The organism is Streptomyces sp. NPDC048370 (assembly GCF_043200825.1).
Lineage (GTDB): Bacteria > Actinomycetota > Actinomycetes > Streptomycetales > Streptomycetaceae > Streptomyces.
The window spans coordinates 652544-677359 of sequence record NZ_JBICYI010000003.1; the positions used below are offsets into that span (position 1 = coordinate 652544).

Annotated in this window: 25 protein-coding genes and 1 pseudogene; 17 read left to right on the top strand and 9 right to left on the bottom strand. The window is 72.6% G+C overall.

What is annotated here, in order from left to right; all coding sequences use genetic code 11:
* Positions 1 to 2: 2 nt before the first annotated feature.
* Complete coding sequence (locus ACGFYP_RS10355; RefSeq protein WP_393488788.1) at positions 3 to 920, top strand: NADP-dependent oxidoreductase; 918 nt, start codon at positions 3 to 5, stop codon at positions 918 to 920.
* 144 nt (positions 921 to 1064) lie between these two features.
* Here ACGFYP_RS10355 and ACGFYP_RS10360 read toward each other — a convergent pair whose 3' ends face one another.
* The 3 genes and pseudogenes from ACGFYP_RS10360 to ACGFYP_RS10370 form a co-directional block, all read right to left on the bottom strand.
* Positions 1065 to 3254: an FtsX-like permease family protein gene (locus tag ACGFYP_RS10360; protein WP_393488790.1), complete on the bottom strand. Its 2190-nt coding sequence runs from the start codon at positions 3252 to 3254 to the stop codon at positions 1065 to 1067.
* 143 nt (positions 3255 to 3397) lie between these two features.
* Positions 3398 to 4234 (bottom strand): annotated as a pseudogene (locus ACGFYP_RS10365) (ABC transporter ATP-binding protein); the annotation flags it as partial.
* 70 nt (positions 4235 to 4304) lie between these two features.
* Positions 4305 to 5144 carry an NAD(P)H-binding protein gene (locus tag ACGFYP_RS10370; protein ID WP_393488792.1) on the bottom strand — a complete coding sequence of 280 codons (840 nt, stop codon included), beginning with the start codon at positions 5142 to 5144 and terminating at the stop codon, positions 4305 to 4307.
* Positions 5145 to 5223: 79 nt separating this feature from the next.
* Here ACGFYP_RS10370 and ACGFYP_RS10375 point away from each other — a divergent pair, with 79 nt between their 5' ends.
* The 3 genes from ACGFYP_RS10375 (at position 5224) to ACGFYP_RS10385 (ending at position 9445) form a co-directional block, all read left to right on the top strand.
* On the top strand, positions 5224 to 5673 hold the full coding sequence (locus ACGFYP_RS10375; RefSeq protein WP_393488794.1) for a winged helix-turn-helix transcriptional regulator: 450 nt from the start codon (positions 5224 to 5226) through the stop codon (positions 5671 to 5673).
* A complete protein-coding gene (locus ACGFYP_RS10380) occupies positions 5652 to 6797 on the top strand; it encodes a DUF2786 domain-containing protein (RefSeq protein WP_393488796.1) in 1146 nt (381 codons plus the stop codon). Before ACGFYP_RS10375 ends, ACGFYP_RS10380 begins: the two co-directional genes overlap by 22 nt.
* Before the next feature lie 449 nt (positions 6798 to 7246).
* Entirely contained in the window at positions 7247 to 9445 is a 2199-nt protein-coding gene (locus ACGFYP_RS10385) for an FUSC family protein (protein WP_393488798.1), read from the top strand.
* Between the two features lie 186 nt (positions 9446 to 9631).
* Here the strand turns inward: ACGFYP_RS10385 and rpsN are convergent, their stop codons facing one another.
* Positions 9632 to 9937: a 30S ribosomal protein S14 gene (gene rpsN / locus ACGFYP_RS10390; protein WP_361956507.1), complete on the bottom strand. Its 306-nt coding sequence runs from the start codon at positions 9935 to 9937 to the stop codon at positions 9632 to 9634.
* The gene (rpmB, locus tag ACGFYP_RS10395) at positions 9937 to 10173 is read right to left on the bottom strand and encodes a 50S ribosomal protein L28 (RefSeq protein WP_361956504.1); all 237 of its coding nucleotides are present in this window, start codon (positions 10171 to 10173) and stop codon (positions 9937 to 9939) included. Before rpmB ends, rpsN begins: the two co-directional genes overlap by 1 nt.
* Before the next feature lie 62 nt (positions 10174 to 10235).
* Between rpmB and rpmG the strand changes: the two genes are divergently transcribed.
* The 5 genes from rpmG to ACGFYP_RS10420 all read left to right on the top strand — a co-directional run bounded on the left by rpmG (position 10236) and on the right by ACGFYP_RS10420 (position 12558).
* A complete protein-coding gene (gene rpmG / locus ACGFYP_RS10400) occupies positions 10236 to 10400 on the top strand; it encodes a 50S ribosomal protein L33 (RefSeq protein WP_361956501.1) in 165 nt (54 codons plus the stop codon).
* A gap of 6 nt (positions 10401 to 10406) precedes the next feature.
* The gene (locus tag ACGFYP_RS10405; RefSeq protein ID WP_393488801.1) at positions 10407 to 10661 is read left to right on the top strand and encodes a type B 50S ribosomal protein L31; all 255 of its coding nucleotides are present in this window, start codon (positions 10407 to 10409) and stop codon (positions 10659 to 10661) included.
* A complete protein-coding gene (locus tag ACGFYP_RS10410; protein WP_393488805.1) occupies positions 10661 to 11869 on the top strand; it encodes a CobW family GTP-binding protein in 1209 nt (402 codons plus the stop codon). The genes ACGFYP_RS10405 and ACGFYP_RS10410 overlap by 1 nt, the downstream gene beginning before the upstream one ends.
* Before the next feature lie 5 nt (positions 11870 to 11874).
* Positions 11875 to 12132, top strand: coding sequence for a 30S ribosomal protein S18 (gene rpsR / locus ACGFYP_RS10415; RefSeq protein WP_393488809.1), 258 nt, complete (start codon positions 11875 to 11877; stop codon positions 12130 to 12132).
* A gap of 213 nt (positions 12133 to 12345) precedes the next feature.
* A complete protein-coding gene (locus ACGFYP_RS10420; RefSeq protein WP_362015863.1) occupies positions 12346 to 12558 on the top strand; it encodes a DUF397 domain-containing protein in 213 nt (70 codons plus the stop codon).
* Between the two features lie 180 nt (positions 12559 to 12738).
* Here the strand turns inward: ACGFYP_RS10420 and ACGFYP_RS10425 are convergent, their stop codons facing one another.
* Positions 12739 to 13239: an ATP-binding protein gene (locus ACGFYP_RS10425; protein ID WP_393488812.1), complete on the bottom strand. Its 501-nt coding sequence runs from the start codon at positions 13237 to 13239 to the stop codon at positions 12739 to 12741.
* A gap of 279 nt (positions 13240 to 13518) precedes the next feature.
* Here ACGFYP_RS10425 and ACGFYP_RS10430 point away from each other — a divergent pair, with 279 nt between their 5' ends.
* From ACGFYP_RS10430 to ACGFYP_RS10460, 7 genes are all read left to right on the top strand, one after another.
* Positions 13519 to 14391: a helix-turn-helix transcriptional regulator gene (locus ACGFYP_RS10430; protein WP_361956486.1), complete on the top strand. Its 873-nt coding sequence runs from the start codon at positions 13519 to 13521 to the stop codon at positions 14389 to 14391.
* A gap of 96 nt (positions 14392 to 14487) precedes the next feature.
* Positions 14488 to 15945, top strand: coding sequence for an aldehyde dehydrogenase family protein (locus tag ACGFYP_RS10435; protein ID WP_393488819.1), 1458 nt, complete (start codon positions 14488 to 14490; stop codon positions 15943 to 15945).
* Positions 15946 to 16075: 130 nt separating this feature from the next.
* On the top strand, positions 16076 to 16615 hold the full coding sequence (locus tag ACGFYP_RS10440) for a DinB family protein (RefSeq protein ID WP_361956480.1): 540 nt from the start codon (positions 16076 to 16078) through the stop codon (positions 16613 to 16615).
* Positions 16616 to 16738: 123 nt separating this feature from the next.
* Positions 16739 to 17380 (top strand): PadR family transcriptional regulator, encoded by a 642-nt coding sequence (locus ACGFYP_RS10445; RefSeq protein WP_393488825.1) that lies wholly within the window; start codon positions 16739 to 16741, stop codon positions 17378 to 17380.
* Between the two features lie 95 nt (positions 17381 to 17475).
* On the top strand, positions 17476 to 18471 hold the full coding sequence (locus ACGFYP_RS10450) for an ATP-binding cassette domain-containing protein (protein ID WP_393488829.1): 996 nt from the start codon (positions 17476 to 17478) through the stop codon (positions 18469 to 18471).
* A 23-nt stretch (positions 18472 to 18494) separates the two neighbouring features.
* Positions 18495 to 19241 (top strand): ABC transporter permease, encoded by a 747-nt coding sequence (locus tag ACGFYP_RS10455; RefSeq protein WP_393489194.1) that lies wholly within the window; start codon positions 18495 to 18497, stop codon positions 19239 to 19241.
* A 354-nt stretch (positions 19242 to 19595) separates the two neighbouring features.
* Positions 19596 to 20612, top strand: coding sequence for a WD40/YVTN/BNR-like repeat-containing protein (locus ACGFYP_RS10460; RefSeq protein ID WP_393488833.1), 1017 nt, complete (start codon positions 19596 to 19598; stop codon positions 20610 to 20612).
* 22 nt (positions 20613 to 20634) lie between these two features.
* Here ACGFYP_RS10460 and ACGFYP_RS10465 read toward each other — a convergent pair whose 3' ends face one another.
* From ACGFYP_RS10465 to ACGFYP_RS10475, 3 genes are all read right to left on the bottom strand, one after another.
* Positions 20635 to 22059, bottom strand: coding sequence for a glutamate decarboxylase (locus tag ACGFYP_RS10465; protein ID WP_393488837.1), 1425 nt, complete (start codon positions 22057 to 22059; stop codon positions 20635 to 20637).
* A 20-nt stretch (positions 22060 to 22079) separates the two neighbouring features.
* The gene (locus tag ACGFYP_RS10470) at positions 22080 to 23378 is read right to left on the bottom strand and encodes an ion channel protein (protein ID WP_393488841.1); all 1299 of its coding nucleotides are present in this window, start codon (positions 23376 to 23378) and stop codon (positions 22080 to 22082) included.
* A gap of 182 nt (positions 23379 to 23560) precedes the next feature.
* Positions 23561 to 23929 carry a YbjQ family protein gene (locus ACGFYP_RS10475; RefSeq protein WP_361956460.1) on the bottom strand — a complete coding sequence of 123 codons (369 nt, stop codon included), beginning with the start codon at positions 23927 to 23929 and terminating at the stop codon, positions 23561 to 23563.
* Between the two features lie 170 nt (positions 23930 to 24099).
* Between ACGFYP_RS10475 and ACGFYP_RS10480 the strand changes: the two genes are divergently transcribed.
* Positions 24100 to 24813: a DedA family protein gene (locus tag ACGFYP_RS10480; protein WP_393488847.1), complete on the top strand. Its 714-nt coding sequence runs from the start codon at positions 24100 to 24102 to the stop codon at positions 24811 to 24813.
* The last annotated feature ends 3 nt before the right edge of the window (positions 24814 to 24816 follow it).

Below are 24816 nucleotides of genomic sequence, written 5' to 3' on the forward strand. Positions count from 1 at the left end.
AGATGGAAGCGATCGTGTACGAGGAGTTCGGCGGCCCGGAGGTCCTGCGCCACGAGACGGGGGTGGCGGTGCCGGAGCCCGGCGCGGGCGAGGTGCGGGTGAAGGTGGCGGTGGTGGGCGTCAACCCCGTGGACCACAAGCGCCGTTACGGCTGGGTGGAGCGGTTCTACCCGACGACGTTCCCGGCGGTGCCGGGCCTGGAGTTCGCCGGCACGGTGGACGCGCTGGGGCCGGGGGTCACCGGGGTCGCGGTCGGCGACGAGGTCCTCGGGTGGACGAAGACCGGCGCCTACGCCGAGTACGCGCTGTCGGAGCTGTACGTCCCGAAGCCGGCGGCTCTCTCCTGGGAGCAGGCCGCGAGCCTCCCCGTGGCGGGCGAGACGGCGGCGCGGGTCCTGGCCCTGTTGGGCGTGAAGCAGGGCGAGACCCTGCTGCTGCACGGCGCGGCGGGGGTGGTCGGCTCGGTTGCGGTGCAGCTGGCGGTGGCGGCGGGGGTGACGGTGATCGGCACGGCGTCGGAGCCGAACCACGCGTACCTGAGGTCACTGGGCGCGATCCCGGTGACGTACGGCGAGGGCCTGGCGACCCGGGTCCGCGCGGCGGCCCCCGACGGCATCGACGCGGTCTTCGACGCGGCGGGCCACGACACGCTGCCGGTCTCCATCGAACTGATGGCGGGCGAGAAGGCCCGCATCGTCACGATCGCCGCAACGGACGCGGAGGCCCACGGCATCGTCTTCTCGGGCGTCATGGCGCCCCCGGAGGAGGTCCGCGCCACCCTCACCACCCAGACGACCCAAGCCGCCCAAGGCACCCTGACGATCCGCGTCGCGGAAACCCTCCCCTTGAAGGAGGCGGCCCGAGCCCAAGCACTCAGCGAATCGGGCAGCCCCCGAGGCAAACTGCTCCTGCTGCCGTGAGGGGGCATGCGCGGGCCCGGGTTCGCGGCCAAGCCCCGGCTTTCGCCCCGGCCTTCGCCCCGGTCTCGACGGTCGCCATGACGAAGACGGGGCGGTGACCCGGCTCCGACCCCGGTCACCGCCCCGTTCACCCACCTTCGCCGCTCAGCGCGTCGCGCGCCACGCGGGGAGGGCCGAGGCGGTCGCGGCGACCAGGGCGCAGGTGGTCGTCGTCGCGGTCAGGGTGGGCCAGGGGAGGGAGAGGGCGACCGGGGCCGAGAGGGTCGCCAGGGCGGTGCCCTGGACGGCCAGGCAGACCGCTGTCACCGCCAGGCCCAGCGTCGCGCCGATCGCCACCGCGAGCGCGGACTCGCCCGTCACGACCCGCAGGATCTGGGCGCGGGTGGCACCGGCCAGGCGGAGCGCGGCCAGTTCCCCGCCCCGTACCGACGTCGCCATCAGCAGCGTGTTGGCGAGCGCGATCACCGTGTAGACGAGCGCGATACCGAGGACCAGGAGCAGGCCGAGCCGCGTCTCCGGGCTGGACGCCGGGTGCGTGGCGGCCGCCCAGTCGTCCACGCTCCGTACGGTCCCGCCGGCCGCCGCGAGCGCCTCGCGGTCCATGTCCCGTACGGTCCCGCCAGCGCCAGCGGCCGCGGCCGTCGGCGTCTCGGCGCCCACGCCCCGTACCGTCCCGCCCGCGCCCGCCGGCGTCTCGGCGTCCACGCCCCGCGCGTCGATCCGGTCCACGACCGACCCCGGCGCGTTCGCCCGCGTCACGTACGGTCCGTTGTCGCCCGTCCCGAGGGCCAGGACCGCCACCACCCGCAGCCCCACAGGACCGCTCCCGTCCGCGCGCCACACCTGCACCACGTCACCGACCGACCGCCGCTCGAACTCCTCGTTCACGACGATCGACCCGTCGTCCAGGTCGGCCACGTCCCCCGCCACCACCGGCAGCCGCGCCAGCTCCGCGAACGCCGCCGGGTCCGACACCGCCCGCGCCCCGTACTTCACCAGCGCCTCCGCCCCGTCCCGTACGAAGACCGAGGTGGCGCCCGTCGCCGACGTACCCGGCACCGGCCGTAGGTCCTCGCCCGTCACCACCCACTCCGCACGCGTCTGCTCCCGCGCCTCCGCCGCCTTCGTGCCGGTGACCGTCGCCGCCGACCCGAGCAGCGAGCCGGCCAGCGCGACCGTCACGAGGACCGGCGCGGCGACGGCGGCGGTACGGCGGACGGCCGCCGCGCTGTTCTCCCGTACGAGCATCCCCGTCGCCCCCGGCAGCCGCAGCGCCCGCACCACCGGCCGCACAAGCAGCGGAGCGAGCAGCGCGACGCCGGTGATCAGAAGCATCGGCAGCGTCGTGTACGTCTTCCGCTTCAGCAGCTCCGACGGCTCGGTGACACACGTCCACACCAGCAGCCCCGCGCCCGTCACCAGCAGCCCCGCGCCGAGCAGCGCCCGGCCGAGCGGCAGCACGTCCGCGTCGACGTCCGCCTCCCGCAGCGCCGCCGCAGGACCGACCCGCCCCGCCCGCCGCGAGGCGGCGAAGGCCCCGGCGAGGGCCACGGTCACGCCCGTCCAGAAGGCGACGTGGAAGGGCCAGGCGGCCCCGCCGATCGCGAACCACTCGGGCGCGAGACCCCCCTCCACGAGCACCCGCGCCAGCCACGGCGCCGCCCACCCGCCCAGCGCGCACCCGGCCGCCGAGGCGAGCACCCCGACCGCGGCGGCCTCCGCGAGCAGCATCCGCCGCACCTGACCGGGCGTCGCGCCCGCCGTCCGCAGCAGCCCGAACTCGCGCCGCCGCAGTGCGACCGCGAACGCGAACGTGGACGCGACGACGAAGACCGACACGAAGGTGGTGACGCCCCCTGCGGTGCCGAGGAGGGCGTTGACGGCGACGAGCGCCTCGGCGTCCCGCTCCGGTTCGGGGTCGGCGCGCCGCCGCTCGTCCCCGGTGAGCACCTGCGCCCGGTCCCCGACGAGCGTACGGACCTCGGCAGCGGGTCCGTGGACGCCGACGGCGTCGGGACCGCCTACGGTGGTGACGGTCCAACGGGCCGTCAGCTCGGCAAGGAGTTCGATGTCCACAGGCTGTGGACGGTCGAGCTTCTGCGAGACGGTGGCCGTGCCAGGACCCCGCCGTACGCCGACGGTGACCGCGTCCCGCCCCTTCACGACCACAGGCGCACCCGCGAACCGCTGCGGGGCGCGCTCGGGAGCGTCGAAGGTGGAGGCGAGACCGAGACCCATGGTGGTGAGGAGCCCGACGCCGAGGGCGAGGGCGACGAAACTACCGACGAAGGCGGCCCGACGGGCACGCAGCCCGGAGAGAACGACGATCAGCACGGGAGGACCTCCACGCCGGAAGAACCCTTGAGGCCGCCGTCGACCGGCCCGGTGTCCACTGCGGTACCGGTCTCCACTCCGGACCCGGTCCCCGCCCCGGACCCGTTCCCCACTCCGGACCCGGTCTCCGCCCCGGACCCGTTCCCCGCCCCGGACCCGGTCTCCACCCCGGACCCGTTCCCCGCCCCGGACCCGGTCCCCACCCCGGTAACGGACCCCACCCCGGACCCCGTCTCCAACCCCGCCATCCGCGCCGCGACCCCCTCCACCGTGGGCCCGTACAGCTCCCCCGCCACCCGGCCGTCGACGAGGAAGACCACGCGGTCCGCGCGCGCCGCCGCCACCGGGTCGTGCGTGACCATGACGATCGTCTGGCCGTCGCGGTCGACCAGCTCCCGGAGCATCGTCAGGACCTCGCGGCTGGTGGTGGAGTCCAGGGCTCCGGTCGGCTCGTCCCCGAAGAGGACGGCCGGACGGGTGATCAACGCCCGTGCGATGGCGGCCCGTTGCTGCTGTCCGCCGGACAGTTCCCCGGGCCGGTGTTTCTCCCGCCCGCCGAGCCCGACCCGTTCCAGCGCAGCCCGCACCTCGCCCCGCGACACCCGCCGCCCCGCGAGCCGCAGCGGCAGGGCCACGTTCTGGGCGGCCGTCAGTGAGGGCAGCAGGTTGAAGGACTGGAAGACGAAGCCGATCCGGTCCCGCCGCAGCAGCGTCAGCCGCCGCTCGCTCAGCCCTTCCAGGGCGACGCCGCCGACCTCGACGGTCCCGCCCGTGGGCCGGTCGAGGCCCGCCGCGCACTGCAGGAGCGTGGACTTGCCGGAGCCGGAGGGCCCCATGACGGCGGTGAAGGTCCCGGTACGGAAGTCCAGGTCGACGCCGTCCAGGGCGCGGACGTCGCGGTGGTGGCGCCGGAGGCCGACGAGCCGTACGGCGGTGTCGGAGTGGGGTACGGGGGGCGCGGGGAGGGTCGTTGAGGTCATGCCTCAAGCGAACCGTTTCGGCGTCCCCCGATCACGACCGCTGGAGGGCGTCCCAGGGGTATGCCTGGCCCTACCCCCGAGGTACGGCTGCCGCCTCCACCGCCGCCACGAACACCTCCAGCGCGTCCAGCGGCTCCCGCCCGAGCAGCTCCCGGAGATCGCTCTTGACCTCCGTACCGTCCATGAAGCCGTGCGCGATCGCCGAGTACGTGCCCGTGAGCATCGGGACCTGGAACGCCTCGGCGCCGGAGGCGGCGATCGCGGCGCGCGCGTCGGCGAGGGAGCCGGGCGCGTACGCGGCGCCGAGCGCACGCGCCAGGTCGGCGCCGCCGAGGGGCCGTTCGCCGACGAGTTCGTACGTGCGGCCGGCGTGCGCGGCCGGGGCCGTGGCGACGCGGACCGCGATCTCGGCGAGGTCCTCGCGGGCCACGGCGGCGAGCCGGCCCTCGCCGAGGGGGCCGGTGATGCGGTTGTCGGCGTCCGGGGTCGCGATCCAGGTGAGGAACTCGGCGTACAGCCCGTTGCGCAGCACCGTCCAGTCCACGCTCGACCGCCGCAGCCGCCGCTCGGTCCAGCGGTGGGCGAGGGAGTACGTGAGGTGGTCGCCGTCGCCGGAGAGACTGGTGTAGACGATGTGGCCGACCCCGGCCGCCTCGGCGGCGGATATCGCGGCCTCGTGCCGGGCGATCACGACGTCGTCCTCGCCGTACCCGGCGGAGATCAGCAGCAGGGTGTCCACCCCGGCGAATGCCTCCGGCAGGGTGGCGGGCGCGTCGAAGTCGACGAGCCGGGTGCCGGGCAGCCCGGCGCGGGTGCCGAGGACCACGTCGTCCGCGCGGTCCTCCCGCCCGGCGAGGCGCTGCGCGACGAGCGAGCCGAGACTGCCGGAGACACCGGTGACGAGCAGCATTGTTCCCCCTGGTTTCGTGGTTCTGGCCGGTGAGGACCATCCTGGAGGCAGTGCGCGGATCTTGTAAGGAGGCACATTCATGTACGAGGGGCACACCGAGGTAACCACCGACGTGACGACCGACGTAACCGCCGACGTAACCGCCGACGTAACCGCAGACGTAACCACGGACCCGCTGGTGAGCTGTGCGGAGGAGTGCGGGGTACGGGATGTGCAGGACCGGCTCGGCGACAAGTGGACCGTGCACGTGGTGGTCGAACTGGCGGCGGGGGCACGGCGGTTCAGGGAGCTGCAGCGGCTCGTCACCGGGATCTCGCAGCGGATGCTGACGCTCACGCTGCGGCGCCTGGAGCGGGACGGGCTGGTGACGCGGACCGTGTACCCGACGACGCCGCCGCAGGTGGAGTACGAGCTGACGGAGACGGGGCACAGCATGACGCACCTGATCAAGCAGCTGATCGACTGGTCGCTCGACCACCGCGCGGTGATCGGCCGGGCGCGCGAGGAATGGGACGCGAAGCAGCGGTGAGTACGGGTACGACGGTGGAGAGGGCCCTGGAGACGGCCCTGTACACGGACGAGGAAGCGCCCCTGGACACGGCGGCGTCGCTGCTCGCGGCGGACCGGTCGGCGGACGCGGAACTGGCGCGCAGGGGCGAGGAGTTCGTACGGCGGGCGTGGGAGCGGGGCTGGCAGCCGGCGGATCTCGTACGGCTGGTGCGGCGGGAGCTGGCGGAGGAGCACGTACGGCTCGCGGGCGCCCTGATCGCGGCGGAGACGGCGGGCTACGCCCACCTGCCCCACCGCTGGTCGGCCCAGCTTGCGGACCTGGACACGGCGCCCACCCGCGCGGACCGCTTCTCGTCGGCGACGACGGCGTTGGAGCTGTACCGACTGCTGGTCAGGCTGCCGTCCCTGGAACCGGTGGGCCCGGTGCCGGGCGACGCGCTTCCGGCGCCGGCGGCGGGGGAGCCGCGGATGCTGACGCGGGTACGGGCGCTGCTGGCGAAGGCGGAGGCGACGGGGTACCCGGAGGAGGCGGAGGCGCTGACGGCCAAGGCCCAGGAGCTCATGGCCCGGCACAGCCTGGACGAGGCGGCGCTGGCGGCGCGGACGCCCTCGGGGGACGTGCCGGGGGCGATGCGGATCGGGGTGGAGCCGCCGTACGAGCAGGCGAAGGCGATCCTGCTGGACGCGGTGGCGTCGGCGAACCACTGCCGGGCGGTGTGGAACGAGCCGTACGGCTTCTCGACGGTGGTCGGCTTCGAGGCGGACCTGGATCCGGTGGAGCTGCTGTACACCTCGCTCCTGGTGCAGGGGACGGCGGCGATGACGCGGGCGGAGGCTCAGCAGCGGGCGGGCGGCAGGAAGCGAACGAAGTCCTTCCGCCAGTCCTTCCTCCTCGCGTACGCGAACCGCCTGGGCGCCCGCCTGGCGACGACGACCCGCCGCGTGGCCGCCGAGACCCCGACGCTCCTGCCGGCCCTGGCGTCCCGCGAGGTGGCGGTGACGTCCCGCGCGGACGAGATGTTCCCGGAAACCCGCACGACACGCGTCCGCGCGATGTGGGACGAAGCAGGCTGGACCCACGGCACAACCGCCGCCAACGCCGCCGGCCTCCACCCCCACCGATCCGAACTGCCTGACCGCTAGGGGCTGTCCGGCGGATCAGGGCCGGGGCCACGGCGTCTGGCACGGCACCTCGCCGCGTTGCCGAAACGCCCGAACAGCTCCGCTATCAGGACGCTCCGGCGCCTTGCGATGCACCGCACCAGACGCCGCGTCCTATCCGGCCCTGATCCGCCGGACAGCCCCTGGCGCTTACGGGGGCAGGGTGCCCCCCGACCCGACAGCCCCGCCTCCCCACTCCCTCGCGGCGCGAAGCCCCCGCGCCCCCGCCCGCCAGGGACCCGGGGTCACCCGCCCCGCCCCCCACACCTTCGCGGCGCGAAGCCCCCGCGCCCCCGCGCCCCCCGCCCGGGGTCCCGGGGGCACCAACCCCCGGACCCCCACCCCCCCACCCGCCCCCGGCAGGGTTTCGGGAAGGGGCGGGGTGGGGGCGAAATGCCCCGTTCGTACCGCTACGCGGATACGCTCGGGGCATGAGCTGGCCGCGGGCCCTGAAAGCGACCGCCCGTTCCGGGCTCACCGTCGAGCGGCGCCGTCTCGAACCGCTCGTCGCCGCCCGCGCAGCCCTCGGCCTCGCCCTCGTCGTCGGCGCGACGCTCGCGCTCTTCGGCCCGGGAGCCGCCGTCAGCTCCGCGTTCGGCGCCTTCCAGGCCGCCATCGCCACCTTCCAGCGCTCCTGGCGTCCCCGCCCCACCCTCGCCCTCGCCTCCGGCGCCAGCCTCGCCGTCTCCACCTTCCTCGGCTACGTCACCGGCGCCGGCCCCCACCCCGGCCCCTTCCTCGTCCTGCTCGCCGTCTGGACGTTCCTGTCCGGCCTCGCTTGGGCCGCAGGCCCGACCATCGGCATCATCGCCTCCTCCAACGTCGCGATGATGCTGGTCACCGTCACCCTCCCCACCTCCGTCGCAGCCGCCGCAGGCCACGCCGCGATGATCGCCGTCGGCGGACTCGTCCAGGCCGCCCTGGTCGTCCTCCTCCCCGTACGCCGTTGGGGCGCCCAGCGCGACGCCCTCGCCGACGCCCTCGCCGCAGAGGCGGACTACGCCCGGCGCCTGCGCCACGACCCCACCGCCGCCTTCGACCCCGTCCCCCTCATGACCGCCCGCAGCGCCGCCGCCGTCACCCCCCGCCAGGCCCGCCGCCGCCCCGCCGAACTCCACGGCGCCCGGGGCCTCGCCGAGCGGATCCGCCCCGTCCTCGCCTCCCTCGCCGACCCCGCCGTCGGCGCCTCCGCCGAGGGCCCGCAACGCGACCGCGTCCGCGAACTCCTCGCCGCCGCGGCCGCCGTCCTCGACGCCGCCGCCCACGCGATCCGGCTCGGCGAGCCCGTCGACCTCCCGCCAGGAGCCGTCGCCGCCCTCCGTACCCCCGACACCGGCGCCATCCTCAGCGGCCCACCCCGCCGCGCCGCCGTCCGCCTCGCCGCCCTCCTCGACGACGTCGTCGAAACCGCCGAACCCCGCACCGAAACCGCACCCGACGCCCCCACCGGCCCCACCCCCACCGGCCCCACCCCCACCGGCCCCACCCCCACCGGCCCCACCCCCACCGGCACCACCCACACCGGCCCCACCCCCACCGGCCCCACCCCCACCGGCACCACCCCCACCGGCCCCACCCCCACCGGCACCACCCGCGCCCGCCCCACCCTCCTCCGCCTCGCCCCCGTCGTCGTCGCCCGCATGCGCGCCGAACTCCGCCCCGACTCCCCGGTCTTCCGGCACGCCGTCCGCGTCACCGCCGTCACCGCCGTCGGCTACGTCCTCGGCTCCGCCCTCCCCCTCGGCCACGGCTACTGGGCCCCGATGGCCTCCGTGATGGTCATGCGCCCCGACTTCTCGCAGACGTACTCCCGTTCCGTCGCCCGCTTCGGCGGCACCCTCGTCGGCGTCGCCCTCGCCACCGCCGTCGTCCGGACGGCGGACCCCGGCGTGTACGCCTCCGCCGCGCTCGCCGTGGCCTGCGCCTTCGGGATGTACCTGCTGATGCGCACGGGGTACGCCGCGAGCCAGGTGTGCGTCGCCGCGTACGTCGTTTTCCTGCTCGGCATGGGCGGTTCGGCCTGGACCCAGACCGTGTACGAACGGGTCGTCCTGACCCTCCTCGGCGGAGTCCTCGCGATGCTCGCGTACGCCGTCTATCCGGCCTGGGAGACGCCTCGGCTGCGCGGCCGCCTCGCCGACTGGCTGGTGTCCGACGGCCGTTACGCCGCCTCCGTCGTCGCCCACTACGCCAACCCGGCCGGCCCGGTCTGCGCCGACGTGCGCGAGGCGTTGCTCGACACCCGGGCCGCCCGGATCGCCTGGCAGGAGGCGCTGGACCGGGCGACCCACGAACCGGTGCGCCACCGCGGCCTGTCACGTGCGGCGGCGGACGACGCGGGGCACGCGCTCGCCCAGTTCGGCAGGGTCGCGATGCTGATGGAGGCGCACCTGCCGGAGCGCGGCGCCCCGCCCGTCCCCGCGGCGGCGACCCTCGCGGAGGCGCTGCGCCACGCGACGGAACGGGGCGGGAAGGCGGTACGGGAGCGCAGGGTGCCGGAGTGGGACGAGCTCCGCGAGACGGTCGCGAGCTGCGGGCCGTTGATGGAGGACCCGCTGCTGCGCAAGGGCGCGGGTCTACTTCTGGACGCCTTGGACGACCTGGCGGCCGCCCTCACGCCCCGCACCTGACACGAAGCCCGCACCGGGCGCCGGACCTCCCCACCAGCCACGAAGCCCGCACCGGGCGCCGGACCCTCCCCACCAGCCACGAAGCCCGCACCGGGCGCCGGCCCCTCCCCACCAGCCACGAAGCCCCACTCCCACCAGCCACGAAGCCCCGCCGCCCCCGCCCGCGATCCGCCCCCCCCGGGCCCCCTACCAGGACGCCTTACGCACCCCCGGCAAGAACCCCGCGTGCGCCTGCTCCCGCAGCCGTACCCGTGAGATCCCGAACTTCCGCAGGTGCCCCCGCGGCCTCCCGTCCACCGCGTCCCGGTTGCGGACCCGCGTGGCGCTCGCGTCGCGGGGCTGGCGTCGCAACTCCCGTAGCGCGGCCTCGCGTTCGGCCTCCGGCGTGGACGGGCGCCGGATGGTCTCCTTCAGTTCGGCCCGCCGTTCGGCGTACCGCTCCACGACGCCCTTCCGGCGCTCATTGCGCGCGATCTTGCTCTTCTTCGCCATCAGACCCGCACTCCCCGCGCGCGGATCCGGGCCACCGCGGCCTCGATCCCGATCGTGTCGACGGTCTTGATCGCGCGGGCGCTCAGCGTCAGCCGGACGTACCGGCCCTCGCCGGGCAGCCAGTAGCGCTTGTTCTGGATGTTCGGGTCGAACCGCCGCGACGTGCGGCGGTGGGAGTGCGAGATGCGGTTGCCGAAGCCGGGCTGGGCGCCGGTCAGCTGGCAGTGGGCGGACAAGGGTGACCTACCTCTCGGGAGAACGTTGGAAATGGGAACCATTTTCATTTACTCTACACATCATGGCCCGCAACGAACTCCGCCCGATCATCAAACTCCGGTCCACCGCCGGCACCGGTTTCACCTACGTCACCCGCAAGAACCGCCGCAACAACCCCGACCGACTCGTCCTGCGCAAGTACGACCCCGTCGCCGGCCGTCACGTCGACTTCCGAGAGGAGCGCTGAGCACCCGTGCAGCACGACATCCACCCCCCGTACGGCCCGATCGTCTTCCGCGACAAGGCCGGTGACTTCGCCTTCCTCACCCGCTCCACGCTGACGAGCGATAAGACGGTCGTGTGGGAGGACGGCAACACCTACCCCGTCGTCGACGTCGAGATCTCCTCCGCGAGCCACCCCTTCTACACCGGCACCGCCCGCGTCCTCGACACCGCCGGCCGCGTGGAGCGCTTCGAGCAGCGGTACGGACGGCGCGAGGCACGCTGATGCCCCCGACGCCCCCGACCCCTCCGACGCCCCCGACCCCTCCGACGCCCCCGACCCCACCGCCGTCCCCGGACGGCCCCCTCTCCGTCGCCCTCGTCGGCGGACTCCACTCCGACGCCCGCCGCGCCGCCGTGGACCGGCTCCTCGCCACCGTCCCCGGCAGCGTCGCGCTCCACCACGACCTCGCGACGGCCCCCGAGACGGGGACCGTCGCCCGTACGGTTCGCGACGCCACCGGGGTCCTGTCCACCGGCGAGACCCCGCTGGTCAACGACTGCGCCTGCTGCGCCCTGCGCGAGGACCTCGTCCCCGAGCTCCGGCGGCTCGCCGACTCCGGGCTCACCCGCCTCGCGGTCGTCGAGCTCTGGGACTCCGTCGAGCCCAAGGCGATGGCCGAGGTCGTGGTCGCGGCCGGGCTCCGGCTCACCTCCGTGGTCACCGCCGTCGACCCGGCCCTGGTCCTGCCCTACCTCGGCAACGGCGACGACCTCGCCGAAGCCGGACTCGCGGCCGCCGCCACCGACCAGCGGACCGTCGCCGACACCTGGGCGCGCCAGCTCGAGTACGCGCCCGTCCTGGCCGTCGTCGACAGCCCCGACGCGGACGACGAGGACCGCGCGCTCCTCGCCCAACTCCACCCCACCGCCCGGCAGATCCCCGTCGAGTCCGGTACGGAGCTGGCCGCGGCCGCCCTCGCGGGCTTCGACGTCGAGGCCGCCGCGGCCGCCCAGCACCCGGCCTGCGCGCTGCTGCCCCAGGAGGCCGACGACAGCGGGGTGGCCACCTTCGTCTGGCACCACACCCGGCCGTTCCACCCCGAGCGGCTGTACGCGGCCCTGGAGGACCTGACCTGCGCCGCCGCCCGCAGCCGCGGCCGGTTCTGGCTCGCCGACAAGCCCGACGTCCTGCTCCACTGGGACGCGGCCGGCGGCGCGCTCTGCGTCGAGAGCGTCGGCCCCTGGCTGGCCTCCCTGCCCGACGCCGCCTGGGAGATGGTCCCGCCCGTCCGCCGGGCCGCCGCCGCCCTGGACTGGGACCCCGAGCACGGCGACCGCTGCCAGCACCTGGTCTTCACCTCGCCCGGCCTGGACCGCGAGGGACTCGCCGAGGTCCTCGACTCCTGCCTGCTCACCGATGCCGAGTACGCCGCCGGGCGCGACGCCTGGAAGCTGCTGCCGCCCGCCTTCGACTCCCTCCTGGAGGTCTGACCCCCGTGTCCCCCAAGCCGCCCAAGCCCCCCAAGTCCCTCCGTAAAAACGTCAAGCCGCGACCGAACCCCTTGGACCGTGACGGCGTCTCCTATGTCGACTACAAGGACACCGACCTGCTGCGGAAATTCATTTCCGACCGGGGCAAGATCCGAAGCCGTAGGGTGACACGGGTGAGCGCGCAGCAGCAGCGGCAGATCGCCCGGGCCGTCAAGAACGCGCGGGAGATGGCACTCTTGCCGTACTCGTCGGTAGCTCGCTGAGAGCACGTGCCGCCCCACGCGCCGACCGCGTGCGGACCCACACGGCGCGGCGCGGGGTCGCGCGCAGTCGCGTAGTCGCTACGCCACCCCTCGTGCACGTGCATCTGCTCATGCATTGGCATATGAACACAGCTATGATCCGAGGAAGTTGACACCTGCATCAATCATCTCGGGGAGCTACCGGTGCATCATGCGCATCACGCGTACAACGGCATGGCGGCCACGGAGCTCCAGGGTGTCGTGTGGCAGAAGAGCCGGCACAGCAACTCCCAGGGTTCCTGTGTGGAGTTCGCCAAGCTGCCGGGCGGCAACGTCGCCGTGCGCAACTCGCGCCACCCCGACGGGCCGGCGCTGGTCTACACGCCCGCCGAGATAGAGGCGATGCTCCTCGGCGTCAAGGACGGGGAGTTCGACCACCTGGTCTGAGGTGCGCAGGCGATGCGCAGACGTTCTCATACGTAAGGAAAGGGCCCCGGCATCCCGCCGGGGCCCTTCCTCATCGCTCGGAGACGTATACGCGTGCCACGCCGCTGCACGCGTGGGTCGCTCCGGCATATACGCGCGTCACGCCGCCGCACGCGTGGGTCACTCCGGCGTATACGCGCGTCACTCCGGCCCTATCCGGAACAACGCCCAGACCACCTTGCCCTGGAGCGTCCCCGCCAGCGGGTGCCACCCCCAGCTGTCGCTGAAGGAGTCGACCAGGAACAGCCCGCGTCCCGACTCGGCCGCGAAGTCCTCGTCGCCCTCGCGCGTCTCCGGGCTCTTGTGGCTCGGGTCGCGCACCGCGCAGACCAGGCGGCTCGTCCAGCGCATCAGGTGCAGCCGGACCGGGGGACTGTTCCGGCCTTCGTCCGGCGTGGACTCCGACGGGAGCGCGTGGCGCAGGGCGTTGGTGACGAGTTCGGAGACGACGAGGGCGACGTCGTCGAAGCGTTCGGTGAGATCCCACTGCGCGAGCGTGGCCCGGGTGAACTTCCGTGCGCCGCGCACCGCTTCGTATGCGGGAGGCAGGGCGCAGGAGGCGGAGTTGGAGACGGCGGCGGGATCGATCGGCGGAAGCCCCTGCCGTAACGGCTCGAGCATGGTCGATCCATTCGTCCCCATGCGAGGCACTCCCGGGAATCGCGGCGAATCGCGGATGTGGTGCGGTTGCGCGGGGTCCATCGTTCCGAATGCGACCACTGGATGCAAGGGCAGATGCACGTGCACGCGCCGGACCTGTCCACCCCCGTGCCGATTTTGTGCATATCTTCTGCGCACTACTTTCGCCTTGATCAGGAAGTCGCCCTGAAGTTGCCGTCTTTCCGTAATCGAATGTGTACGGGCTGAAGCGTTTAGTGGCAGAATCCGGGGGCCCGAGACCGCGAAGGAGAGGCTGGAGCCGTGACCGCAGTCGAATCGAGCGGAGCGAGCGGAAGCGTCGTGCGGCGCATCCTGCTGGGTTCGCAGCTGAGGCGGTTGCGCGAATCGCGCGGCATCACCCGCGAGGCGGCCGGCTACTCGATCCGCGCGTCCGAATCCAAGATCAGCCGTATGGAGTTGGGCAGGGTGAGCTTCAAGGCAAGGGACGTCGAGGACCTGCTCACGCTCTACGGGGTCAGCGACGAGTCCGAGCGCGGCTCGCTGCTCGGGCTCGCCCGCGAGGCCAACGTGGCGGGCTGGTGGCACAGCTTCGGCGACGTGCTGCCCGGCTGGTTCCAGACGTACATCGGTCTCGAGGGCGCCGCCTCCCTCATCCGGATCTACGAAGTCCAGTTCGTGCACGGCCTGTTGCAGACCGAGTCGTACGCGCACGCCGTCGTCACCCGGGGCATGCCCGACGCCCCGCGCGCCGAGATCGACCGCCGCGTCGCGCTCCGCCTGGAGCGGCAGAAGGTCCTCGTCTCCGAGCGCGCCCCGCACTTCCACGCCGTCCTCGATGAGGCGGCCCTGCGCCGCCCGTACGGCGACCGGGCCGTGATGCAGGGCCAGTTGAGGCATCTGATCGAGATCTCCGAGCATCCGCACATCACGCTCCAGGTGATGCCCTTCAGCTACGGCGGACACGCGGGCGAGAGCGGTGCGTTCACCATGCTGAGCTTCCCGGAGTCCGACCTCTCCGACGTCGTCTATCTGGAGCAGCTGACCAGCGCGCTGTACCTCGACAAGCGCGAGGAGGTCGCCCAGTACGCGCGCGTGATGGAGCGGCTGGCCGAGGAGAGCCCCGATCCGGCCGAAAGCCGTGATCTTCTCCGGGGACTCCTTCAACTCACGTAGGACGTAAGTACGATGACGTGACATCAGCAAGTGCAGCCGTCCCGGCCGTCACAGTCGCCACAGCGTCCGCCACCGCGGGTTAAGGGGTCTCGCCTCATGTCCTACTTCACCGACCTGGCCCACCAGCACATAGACGGCGAGTGGAAGCCGGGCAGCGGCTCGTGGGACATCATCGACTTCAACCCGTACACGGGTGAGAAGCTCGCCTCGATCACCGTCGCCACCGCCGACGAGGTCGACCGCGCCTACCGGGCCGCCGAGCGCGCCCAGCACGCGTGGGCCGAGACCAACCCGTACACCCGCCGGCTCGTCTTCGAGCGCGCCCTGCGGATCGTCGAGGAGCGCGAGCAGGAGATCGCCGACACGATCGTCGCCGAGCTCGGCGGTACGCGCCTGAAGGCGGCCTTCGAGCTGCACCTCGCCAAGGAGTTCCTGCGCGAGGCGATCCACCTGGCCCTGCGCCCCGAGGGCAGCATCCTGCCCTCGCCCGTCGACGGCAAGGAGAACCGCGTCTACCGCCTCCCGGTCGGTGTCGTCGGCGTCATCTCCCCCTTCAACTTCCCCTTCCTCCTCTCCCTCAAGTCCGTCGCGCCCGCGCTCGCGCTCGGCAACGCGGTCGTGCTCAAGCCGCACCAGAACACGCCGATCTGCGGCGGCACGCTCGTCGCGAAGGTCCTGGAGGACGCGGGCCTGCCGGCCGGTCTGCTGAACGTCGTCGTCACCGACATCGCCGAGATAGGCGACGCGCTGCTGACGCACCCGGTCCCGAAGGTCATCTCCTTCACCGGCTCCGACAAGGTCGGCCGCCACGTCGCCACCGTCTGCGCGCAGAACTTCAAGCACGCCGTCCTCGAACTCGGCGGCAACAGCGCGCTGATCGTCCTCGACGACGCCGACGTCGACTACGCCGTGGACGCGGCCGTCTTCAGCCGCTTCGTGCACCAGGGCCAGGTCTGCATGGCCGCCAACCGGATCCTGGTGGACCGTACGGTGGAGGAGGAGTTCACCGAGAAGTTCGTCGCGAAGGTGAAGACCCTGCGCGTCGGCGACCCGGCCGACCCCGCCACCCACATCGGCCCGCTCATCAACTCCCAGCAGGCGGAGTCGGTCTCGGCCGTCGTCGAGCAGGCCGTGGCGGCCGGCGCGACGGCGCTGCTGCACGGCTCGGCGGACGGCAACGTCGTCTCCCCGTCCGTCCTGGGCGGCCTCCCGGCCGACGCGCCCGTCCTCAGCCAGGAGATCTTCGGCCCGGTGGCCCTCGTGATCCCCTTCGACGGCGAGGAGGAGGCGGTACGGATCGCCAACGACACCCCGTACGGCCTGAGTGGCGCCGTCCACACCGGTGACATCGAGCGGGGCGTACGGATCGCCAAGCGCATCCACACCGGCATGATCCACATCAACGACGGCACCGTGCACGACGAGCCGATCGTGCCGTTCGGCGGCGAGAAGCACTCGGGCATCGGCCGGCTGAACGGCGACGCGATGATCGAGGCGTTCACCACCCAGAAGTGGATCTCGATCCAGCACGGCCGCAGCCGCTTCCCCTTCTAGGACCGTAACTGTCCTCAAGGGTTCGTAACGTGATGGGTGTCGGGGGGAAGACCTCCCCGGCACCCATCGATCGTTGTCGACGTCGTCGATCGCGATGGTCGACCGACTGCTTTGGAAGGCGGACCGAACCATGGTTGCTCTTGTTCCCGCGGAGGCCCACGGCGATGAGCGCGGAGCGTTCCTCAACTTCGTCGAGGCCCAGCGGGCCGCGATCCGCCGCGCCGCCCTCGGTCTCACCGAGGAGCAGGCGGCGAGCCGCCCCAGCGCGAGCGCGCTCAGCCTCTCCGGGCTGATCAAGCACGTCGCCGAGGTGGAGCTGGTCTGGCTGCGGCTCGCCCAGCAGCGCCCGAACGAGAAGCAGCGCTCCCAGGAGACCTGGGGCGACGCCTTCCGGCTCATGGAGGGCGAGAGCATCCCCGAGGTGCTGGCGTTCTGGGCGGGCGTGACGAAGGAGACCGAGGAGTTCGTACGCTCCGTCCCGAGCCTGGACGACACCTTCCCGCTGCCGCCTGCGCCCTGGTTCCCGAAGGACGGCCGGGTCTCGATCCGCTGGATGCTGCTCCACCTGGTCCAGGAGATGGGGCGGCACGCCGGGCACGCGGACATCGTCCGGGAGTCCCTCGACGGCAAGGACTCCTTCACGCTGATCGCGGAGGAGCGCGGCGCGTAGGCGTACGTATGGGGGCATAGGTGTACAGAGCGCGAGGGCACGCGGAGCGCGAGGGCATGAAGATGCAGGGCGCGCAAGCTGGGCGACGCGTACCCTAGTCAAAATTGACTAGGAGGTACCAGGGTGTCAGCGATCCGGCTTCTCGTTCTCGGCGCGGTGCGCCAGCACGGGCGGGCCCACGGCTACCAGGTCCGCAACGACCTGGAGTTCTGGGGCGCGCACGAGTGGTCCAATGCCAAGCCCGGCTCGATCTACCACGCGCTGAAGCAGATGGCCAAGCAGGGCCTGCTGCGCGCGTACGAGATCGCGCCGAGCACGGCCGGCGGCCCGCCGCGCACCGAGTACGAGGTGACGGACGAGGGCACGACGGAGTACTTCGCGCTCCTGCGCGAGGCGCTGACCACGTACGACCAGAAGATGGACGTCCTGTCCGCGGGGATCGGGTTCATCGTGGACCTCCCCAGGGCGGAGGCGGTGGAGCTGCTGCGGCAGCGGGTGCGGGCGCTCGACGAGTGGCGCGAGGCCGTCACCGAGTACTACACCCCGGAGAACGGCCCGCAGCAGCTCGGGCACATCGGCGAGATCATGCACCTCTGGATCCACTCGGCCGACGCGGGCAAGGAGTGGACGCTCGGGCTGATCGAGCGGATCGAGGGGGGCGCGTACGCCTTCGCGGGCGAGGGTGAGCCCTTCGTGGGGGTGCTCGCCGAGGGTGAGGAGAACCCGTTCGCGACGGACGAGCGGGACCCGGAGTCGTACGAGTGACACAAGAAACTCTCTAATCAAGTTTGACTAATCGAACCGGCGGGGCGTACCTTCGGTCGAGTGGTCAAGTTTGACTACTGGGCTGGGAGGTTGGAATGACTGACGCGATCGTCGTCGAGGGCGCGCGGAAACGGTACGGGGACAAGCAGGCGCTCGACGGTCTCGACCTGGTCGTCGGGCGCGGCACGGTGCACGGGCTGCTCGGTCCCAACGGCGCGGGCAAGACCACGGCGGTACGGATCCTGGCCACCCTGTTGCGGGCCGACGAGGGCCTGGTGCGGGTGGCGGGCTTCGACGTCCGGAGCCAGGCGTCCGAGGTGCGGCGCAGGATGGGGCTCCTCGGGCAGCACGCGGCCGTCGACGAGGAGCTGAGCGGCCGCCAGAACCTGGAGATGTTCGGGCGGCTGTACCACCTGGGCGCGCGCCGGGCGGGCGCGCGGGCGGACGAGCTGCTCGAGCGGTTCGGGCTCGCCGACACCGGGCGCAAGCCCGTCAAGCAGTACAGCGGGGGCATGCGCAGGCGCCTCGACCTCGCTGCCTCGCTGATCACCGATCCGGAGGTGCTCTTCCTGGACGAGCCCACGACCGGGCTCGACCCCCGGGGCCGGGGCGAGGTGTGGGAGTCGGTGCGTTCGCTGGTGGGCGGCGGTACGACGGTCCTGCTCACCACGCAGTACCTGGAGGAGGCGGACCAGCTCGCCGACCGGATCTCGGTCGTCGACCGGGGCCGGGTCGTCGCCGACGGCACGGCCGACGAGCTGAAGACGAAGGTGGGCGGCGACCGTATCGACGTCGTCCTGCGCGACGCCCGGCGGCTCGACGAGGCGGCGCGGCTGCTGCCCGCGCCCGCCCCGGAGGTGAGCGTCGACACGGACCGGCGGCGGATCAGCGCGCCGGTCACGGACCGGATGGCGGCGCTCGCCGAGACCGTACGGGTCCTGGAGGCGGCCGGGATCGAGGCGGAGGACATCGCCCTGCGGCGGCCGACCCTCGACGAGGTCTTCCTCCATCTGACCGGCGACGTAGGGGACGAGAAGCCGGACAGGGCAGAGACGACGGAGAAGGCGAAGACGACGGAGGTGGCGGCGTGAGCTCGACGCAGGTGACGTACGTGATGAGCGACTGCTGGACCATGACCAGGAGGGAACTGGCCCACTGGGCGCGGCAGCCGGTGCAGGTGGTCGTCGGCCTCGCCTTCCCGATCATGATGCTGCTGATGTTCGGCTATCTGGTCGGCGGCGGGCGGGGGATCGAGGGCGACTACGTCGACTTCCTCGTGCCCGGCATGCTCACGCTGACGATGGTCTTCGGCCTCGAAGGCACGATGACGGCCGTCACGCAGGACCTCAACAAGGGCGTCATCGACCGGTTCCGCTCGATGCCGATGGCCGACGGGGCGGTCCTGGTGGGGCGTTCGGTCGCCGACATGCTCCAGTCCGCGGCCGGGCTGCTGCTGATGGTCGGCGTCGGGTACGCGATCGGCTGGCGGGCGCACGGCGGATTCGGGGCCTTCCTGGGGGCGATGGGGCTGCTGCTCCTGCTGCGCTTCGCGATGCTCTGGATCGGGATCCACCTGGCGATGGTCGCGGGACGGCCGGAGTTGGTGATGGCCGTGCAGATCCTGGTCTGGCCGATCGGCTTCCTCTCCAACGCCTTCGCCTCGCCCGAGTCCATGCCGGGGTGGCTGGGCACGGTCGTGGAGTGGAACCCGATGTCGGCGACGGCGACGGCGGTACGGGACCTGTTCGGCAACCCGGGCGGCGAACCGGGGCACGTGCTGGCGGCGGTGGTGTGGCCGCTGGTGCTGCTCGCGATCTTCTTCCCGCTGGCGGTACGGAGGTTCAGGCGCCTGAGCGCGTAGGGCCGCTCGTTCGGATCATGCCGGGCTCGCGGGGGAGTGGGAACCCGAAGCGGTCGAGCGGTGTACCTAAGGCAGACGGTTCACAGCGGACCGGCCGAAGGGACAGGGGGACGGGCGATGCGCAGGCTTCATGGAGTGGCCGGCGCCGTCGTGGCGCTGATGTTGACGGCGTGTACGGGGGAGGGTGCGGGCACTTCGGGCTCGGGTTCCGGGGTTTCGGCTTCGGGCTCGGGTTCCGGGGCTTCGGCTCAGGGGCCGACGGCCCTGCCCGGCAAGGGCGTCCCAGGTGGGGCGGCGCCCCGCATACCGTCCGCCGAAGGCTTGCCCGGGTGGTCGCACAGCCCGGGTTTCGCGGTGGACGGGAGCGGGTTCGCGCTGCTCGCCGACTGCGTGGAGGACGCGCGGGCGCCGGAGAGCGGATTCTGCCGCCAGCCGGTGGCCGTGCTGGACCGGGGAGCGAAGAGCTGGGTGCTGCGCAGGTCCCCGCTGCCCGAGGTCCGGCCGACGGACGGCATCTCGGCGGACCTGAAGGTGCTCGGTCCCGGCCGAGCCCTGATCGAGGAGGGCGGTGCGACCCCGCAGACCCGGCGGACCTGGTTCACCCGGGACGGTGGTAGGACCTGGCGCCAGGGCGACGCCCGCACGAGCGGTACGGCTCCGGTGATACCGGCCGGGGCCGTCCTCACCACCGACTGCGCCGAGCCCGCAGGACCGCCGACCGAGGACGAGTGCGCGCGGGAGCGGCTGGTGGTGATCGACCCGGGTGACGGGCGGCGGCGGGCGCTCGCCCAGGGGCCGCCGCTCGGGGCCCGTCCGAGGCCGGCCGAGGTGGCGGAGCCGGACGGCTCCTGGTGGGTCTCCGGCACCGACCCCCTTTCGGGCCGGGCGGCCGTCGCCGTCTCGCGGGACCAGGGCCGCAGCTGGTCGCTCAGCCGCTTGCCGAGCCCGACCACCGAACCGGGCTGGTACACCTCGGTCGCGGTCGGCCCTGACGCCGTCTACGCAGCGGAGAAGGGCGAGTTGAAGGGCGGGAACCCGGTCAAGAACCCCATGCGCGCCCTGCACCGCTCCCTGGACGGCGGCCGCACCTGGCAGCGGATGTGGACGACCGGGCCGGTCGTCGAGCCGCGCACGCTCCAGGGCCTGCCCGTGCCGGGCCCGGCGGGCCGGGTCCTGATCGCCGCCGAGGACCGGGAGTTCGAGAGCGTCGACGGCGGCAGGAGCTTCCGCCCCTCGGGCGAGGGCACGAGCTTCATCCGCCGTACGCCGATCGGGATGCTCCGCTCCGGGTCCGCGTGTTCGTACGCGATATCCGCCGACGGCGCGCACTGGCAGAAGTTCGCCCTGGCCTGCGAGGGCGAGCGCCTCTGACGGTGCTGCCGCACGCAATCGCTCAGTGGTGGAAGGAGGTGGCGGCCCCCCGGTCCTCGGTCGACGGGCCGGACTGACGCCGGAGTTCGGGAAGGAGGAGCCGCAGGTCCTCGATGAAAAGGCCGGCGAGGTCGGCGGAGAAGCCGTTGCGGCACACCACGCGCAGGACGGACAGGTCTTCCCGGTTGGCGGGGAAGGTGTACGCGGGGACGAGCCAGCCGCGCTCACGCAGCCGCCGCGAGACGTCGAAGACGTCGAAGCGGGTGGTGTCGTCGGCGGTGGTGAACGCGAAGACCGGCAGCTGGTCGCCCATGGTCAGGAGGCGGAAGTCGCCCATCGCCTCGATCCGTTCGGCGAGCTCGCGGGCGACGTCACGGGTGGTCTGCTGGACCGCCCGGTAGCCCTCCCGGCCGAGCCGCAGGAACGTGTAGTACTGCGCGACGACCTGGGCGCCCGGCCGGGAGAAGTTGAGGGCGAAGGTGGGCATGTCGCCGCCGAGGTAGTTGACCCGGAAGACGAGTTCCTCGGGGAGTTCGGCGGGCGAGCGCCACAGCGCCCAGCCGACGCCCGGATAGACCAGGCCGTACTTGTGACCGGAGGTGTTGATCGAGGAGACCCGGGGCAGCCGGAAGTCCCAGACCAGGTCCTCGTCCAGGAAGGGGGCGATCATCGCGCCGGACGCGCCGTCGACGTGGACGGGGACGTCGAGGCCGGTCCGTTCCTGGAGGGCGTCGAGCGCGGCGCAGATCTCCGCGACCGGTTCGTAGGAGCCGTCGAAGGTCGAGCCGAGCACGGCGACCACGCCGATGGTGTTCTCGTCGCAGAGCGCGGCGGCCGACTCCGCGTCCATGTGGAAGCGGTCGCCCTCCATGGGGACGAGCCGGGCCTCGACCTCCCAGAAGTTGCAGAACTTCTCCCAGCAGACCTGGACGTTGACGCCCATCACCAGGTTGGGGCGGGCGCTGCCCGGGTAGCGGTCGGCGTTCCTCTTGGCCCAGCGGCGCTTGAGGGCCATGCCGGCGAGCATGCACGCCTCGCTGGAGCCGGTGGTGGAGCAGCCGACGGCGGCGCCGGGGTCCGGCGCGTTCCACAGCTGGGCGAGCATGGCCACGCAGCGCCGCTCCAGCTCGGCGGTGCGCGGGTACTCGTCCTTGTCGATCATGTTCTTGTCGCGGCACTCGGCCATCAGCACGCCGGCCTGGGGCTCCATCCAGGTGGTGACGAAGGTGGCGAGGTTCAGCCGGGAGTTCCCGTCGAGCATCAGCTCGTCGTGGACGAGCTGATAGGCGCTCATGGGCGGCAGCGGCCCGTCGGGGAGCCGGTGGCGGGGCGGTGCCTCGGTCATGCCGCCGACCGGGTTGGCCTCACCGAAGAAGGGGTTGAGGGCGAGGCGCCGGTTCGGTTCGGCCTCGGACTCGGGCTCGCCGGGACCTTTGTGCAGCGGCATGGGGACTCCTTCGGGGATTCTCAGCGCAGCGGGGCGCCGGACTCGTCCAGTTCGAGTTGGGGGCGGCCGGTGACGACCAGCCAGGCGGGCAGGGAGGCCAGGCAGAGCAGCGAGAGCATGGTCGGGGAGGAGGCGAGGACGGCGGCGACGAAGAGGCTCAGCCAGCCCTGCCGGGTGGTCGCGAGGAGCACCCCGAGCACGCCGGAGGAGATGGCGACGGCCGGGTGGATCTCGGGGACGAGCGCCTGGGCGAGCATGCCGAAGGCGCACCCGATGAACACGGCGGGGAAGATCCGGCCGCCCACGAAGCCGCAGGAGGCGGCGACCAGCAGGGCGGCGAGCTTGACCACGGCCATCTTGGCAAGGTCGCCCGAGGACCAGCCGCCGATGTTCGCGGTCAGCTCCTTCATCTCGTCCAGGCCTTTGAACAGCGTCAGGGACCCGCCGAGCACGCCCAGCAGACCGAGGACCAGACCGCCGGCCGGCAGCATCAGCATCGGGTGCTTGAGGCGCCGGAAGGCCCGGTGGACGTACGGGAGGCCGTAGCAGCAGAGGAGGCCGAAGAGGGCCGCGGCGGTGGCGACGACCATCGAGGCCAGGAGATCGCCCCACCCCGGCTCGGGCAGCGGCGGCAGGGACAGGTCGAAGCTGGGGTGCGCCAGGAGCGTCGTGGTCATCGCCCCGGCCCCGGCGGCCATCAGCGGGGCGAAGAGTCTGTCCCACAGGGAGCCCTGCCCCTCGCCCGTCCGGCGGGCGAGGGCCTCGGAGATGACCAGGGCGGCGGCCACCGGGGTGCCGAAGAGGGCGCCGACGGTGGCGGCGGAGGCGAGCGCGACCCAGGCCGCGCCCGGTACGGACGGTGCCGCCTTGCGGCCGAGCCAGTAGGCGAGCGCGCCGTTGGCGACGATGATCGGGTTCTCCGGGCCGAGACTGACGCCGCCGGCCAGCGTGAGCGTGCCCGCGAGCAGCAGTCCGGGGACGACCATCGGTGCCACAGGGGCGCTGTCGAGTCCGCCCTCCGCCGGGTCCCCGCCCGCGTGCCCGGGCACCTTCCAGACGACGAGCCCGACCACGATCCCGGTCGCGGTGAGCATGACGATCGTCCAGAGGGCGGAGAAGCCTCCGATGTCCAGTGCGTCCGGCAGGGTGTCCCACAGGACGTCCTTGAGCTCCTCGGAGAGCCACTCGATGGCGAGGAACAGCAGACTCGCGCCGACCCCGATCACCAGGGCGGGCAGGACCTGCGGCAACAGGGCTCGTGCGGGCGTCCGGGGGGCGGGGCGGCGCGGGGGCTCGGACGACGGGGTATCGGTGGCCACCGCCCCACCATAGGTGCACAAATGCCGCATAACACCCAGAGAGTTGAGGGTGTCGCGTCGGGCTGCCGCCCGCGCGGCGCGGCAGCCCGAGCCGCCGCCCGCCGCCTGTCAGGCGTTCGGACGTCGGACGTCCGGACGCCTGACGTCAGAGACATCAGGCGCGACGTCAGGCGTGAGGAACGTCAGGCGCGAGGAGCGATCACCGCCGCCGTCCCGTAGGCGCAGACCTCCGTCCCCACGTCGGCCGCCTCCGTCACGTCGAAGCGGAACATCAGCACGGCGTTGGCGCCGCGCGCCTTCGCCTGCTCCACCAGCCGCTCCATCGCCTGGTTGCGGGTCTCCACCAGGGTCTTCGTCAGCCCCTTCAGCTCCCCGCCGATCATCGACTTCAGCCCCGCGCCGATCTGGCTGCCCAGATGTCGCGAGCGCACGGTCAACCCGAAGACCTCGCCGATGACCTGCCGGACCTCGTAGCCGGGGACGTCGTTCGTCGTGACGACCAGCACATCCGGGTGCGGCCCCTGACCGCCGCCGTAATCCTCGATGCCCATCCGCATCCACCTCCTGGCCACCAGCCTCGGACCGGCGGCCCGCCGTCGCATCCCGGAGGGGCCGGGTGGGGGCCCGTGGGGGCCGGATGGAACCCGGGTCGGTAAGAATGCGTTGATACTTTGGGGCAGCCGTCCCCCCGCCCCCACCGACCGCAGGAGCCCGGAACCCCGTGAATACGCTTGCCCTCGGACCGAGCTGGCTGGACCCGGACTATCTGATTCAGACCTTCGGTCTGATCGGTGTCCTCGTCATCGTCTTCGCCGAGTCCGGCCTGCTCATCGGGTTCTTCCTGCCCGGCGACTCGCTGCTCTTCACCACCGGCCTGCTGGTCACCACCGGCAAGCTGGACACGCCGCTCTGGATCGTCTGCACGCTCGTCGTGGCCGCCGCGATCATCGGCGACCAGGTCGGCTATCTCTTCGGCCGCAAGGTCGGCCCCGCCCTCTTCAAGCGCCCCGACTCCAGGCTCTTCAAGCAGGAGAACGTGGAGAAGGCGCACGAGTTCTTCGAGAAGCACGGCCCGAAGTCGCTGATCCTGGCCCGCTTCGTGCCGATCGTGCGGACGTTCACGCCGATCATCGCCGGTGTGAGCCGGATGAACTACCGCTCGTTCATCACCTTCAACATCATCGGCGGTGTGCTCTGGGGCGCGGGTGTGACCATCCTCGGCGCCTCCCTCGGCAAGATCGACTTCGTGCACGAGCACATCGAGGCGATCCTCATCCTGATCGTCGCGATCTCCGTGGTCCCGATCGTGATCGAGTACCTCCGCGCCCGCTCGCAGTCGAAGAAGGCCAAGGCCCAGGCCCAGGACGACGAGAACGGCCACGACGGCCCCGGCACCCCGAACCCGGGCGGCCGAGGCCGCCACGCCAAGCGCTGACCC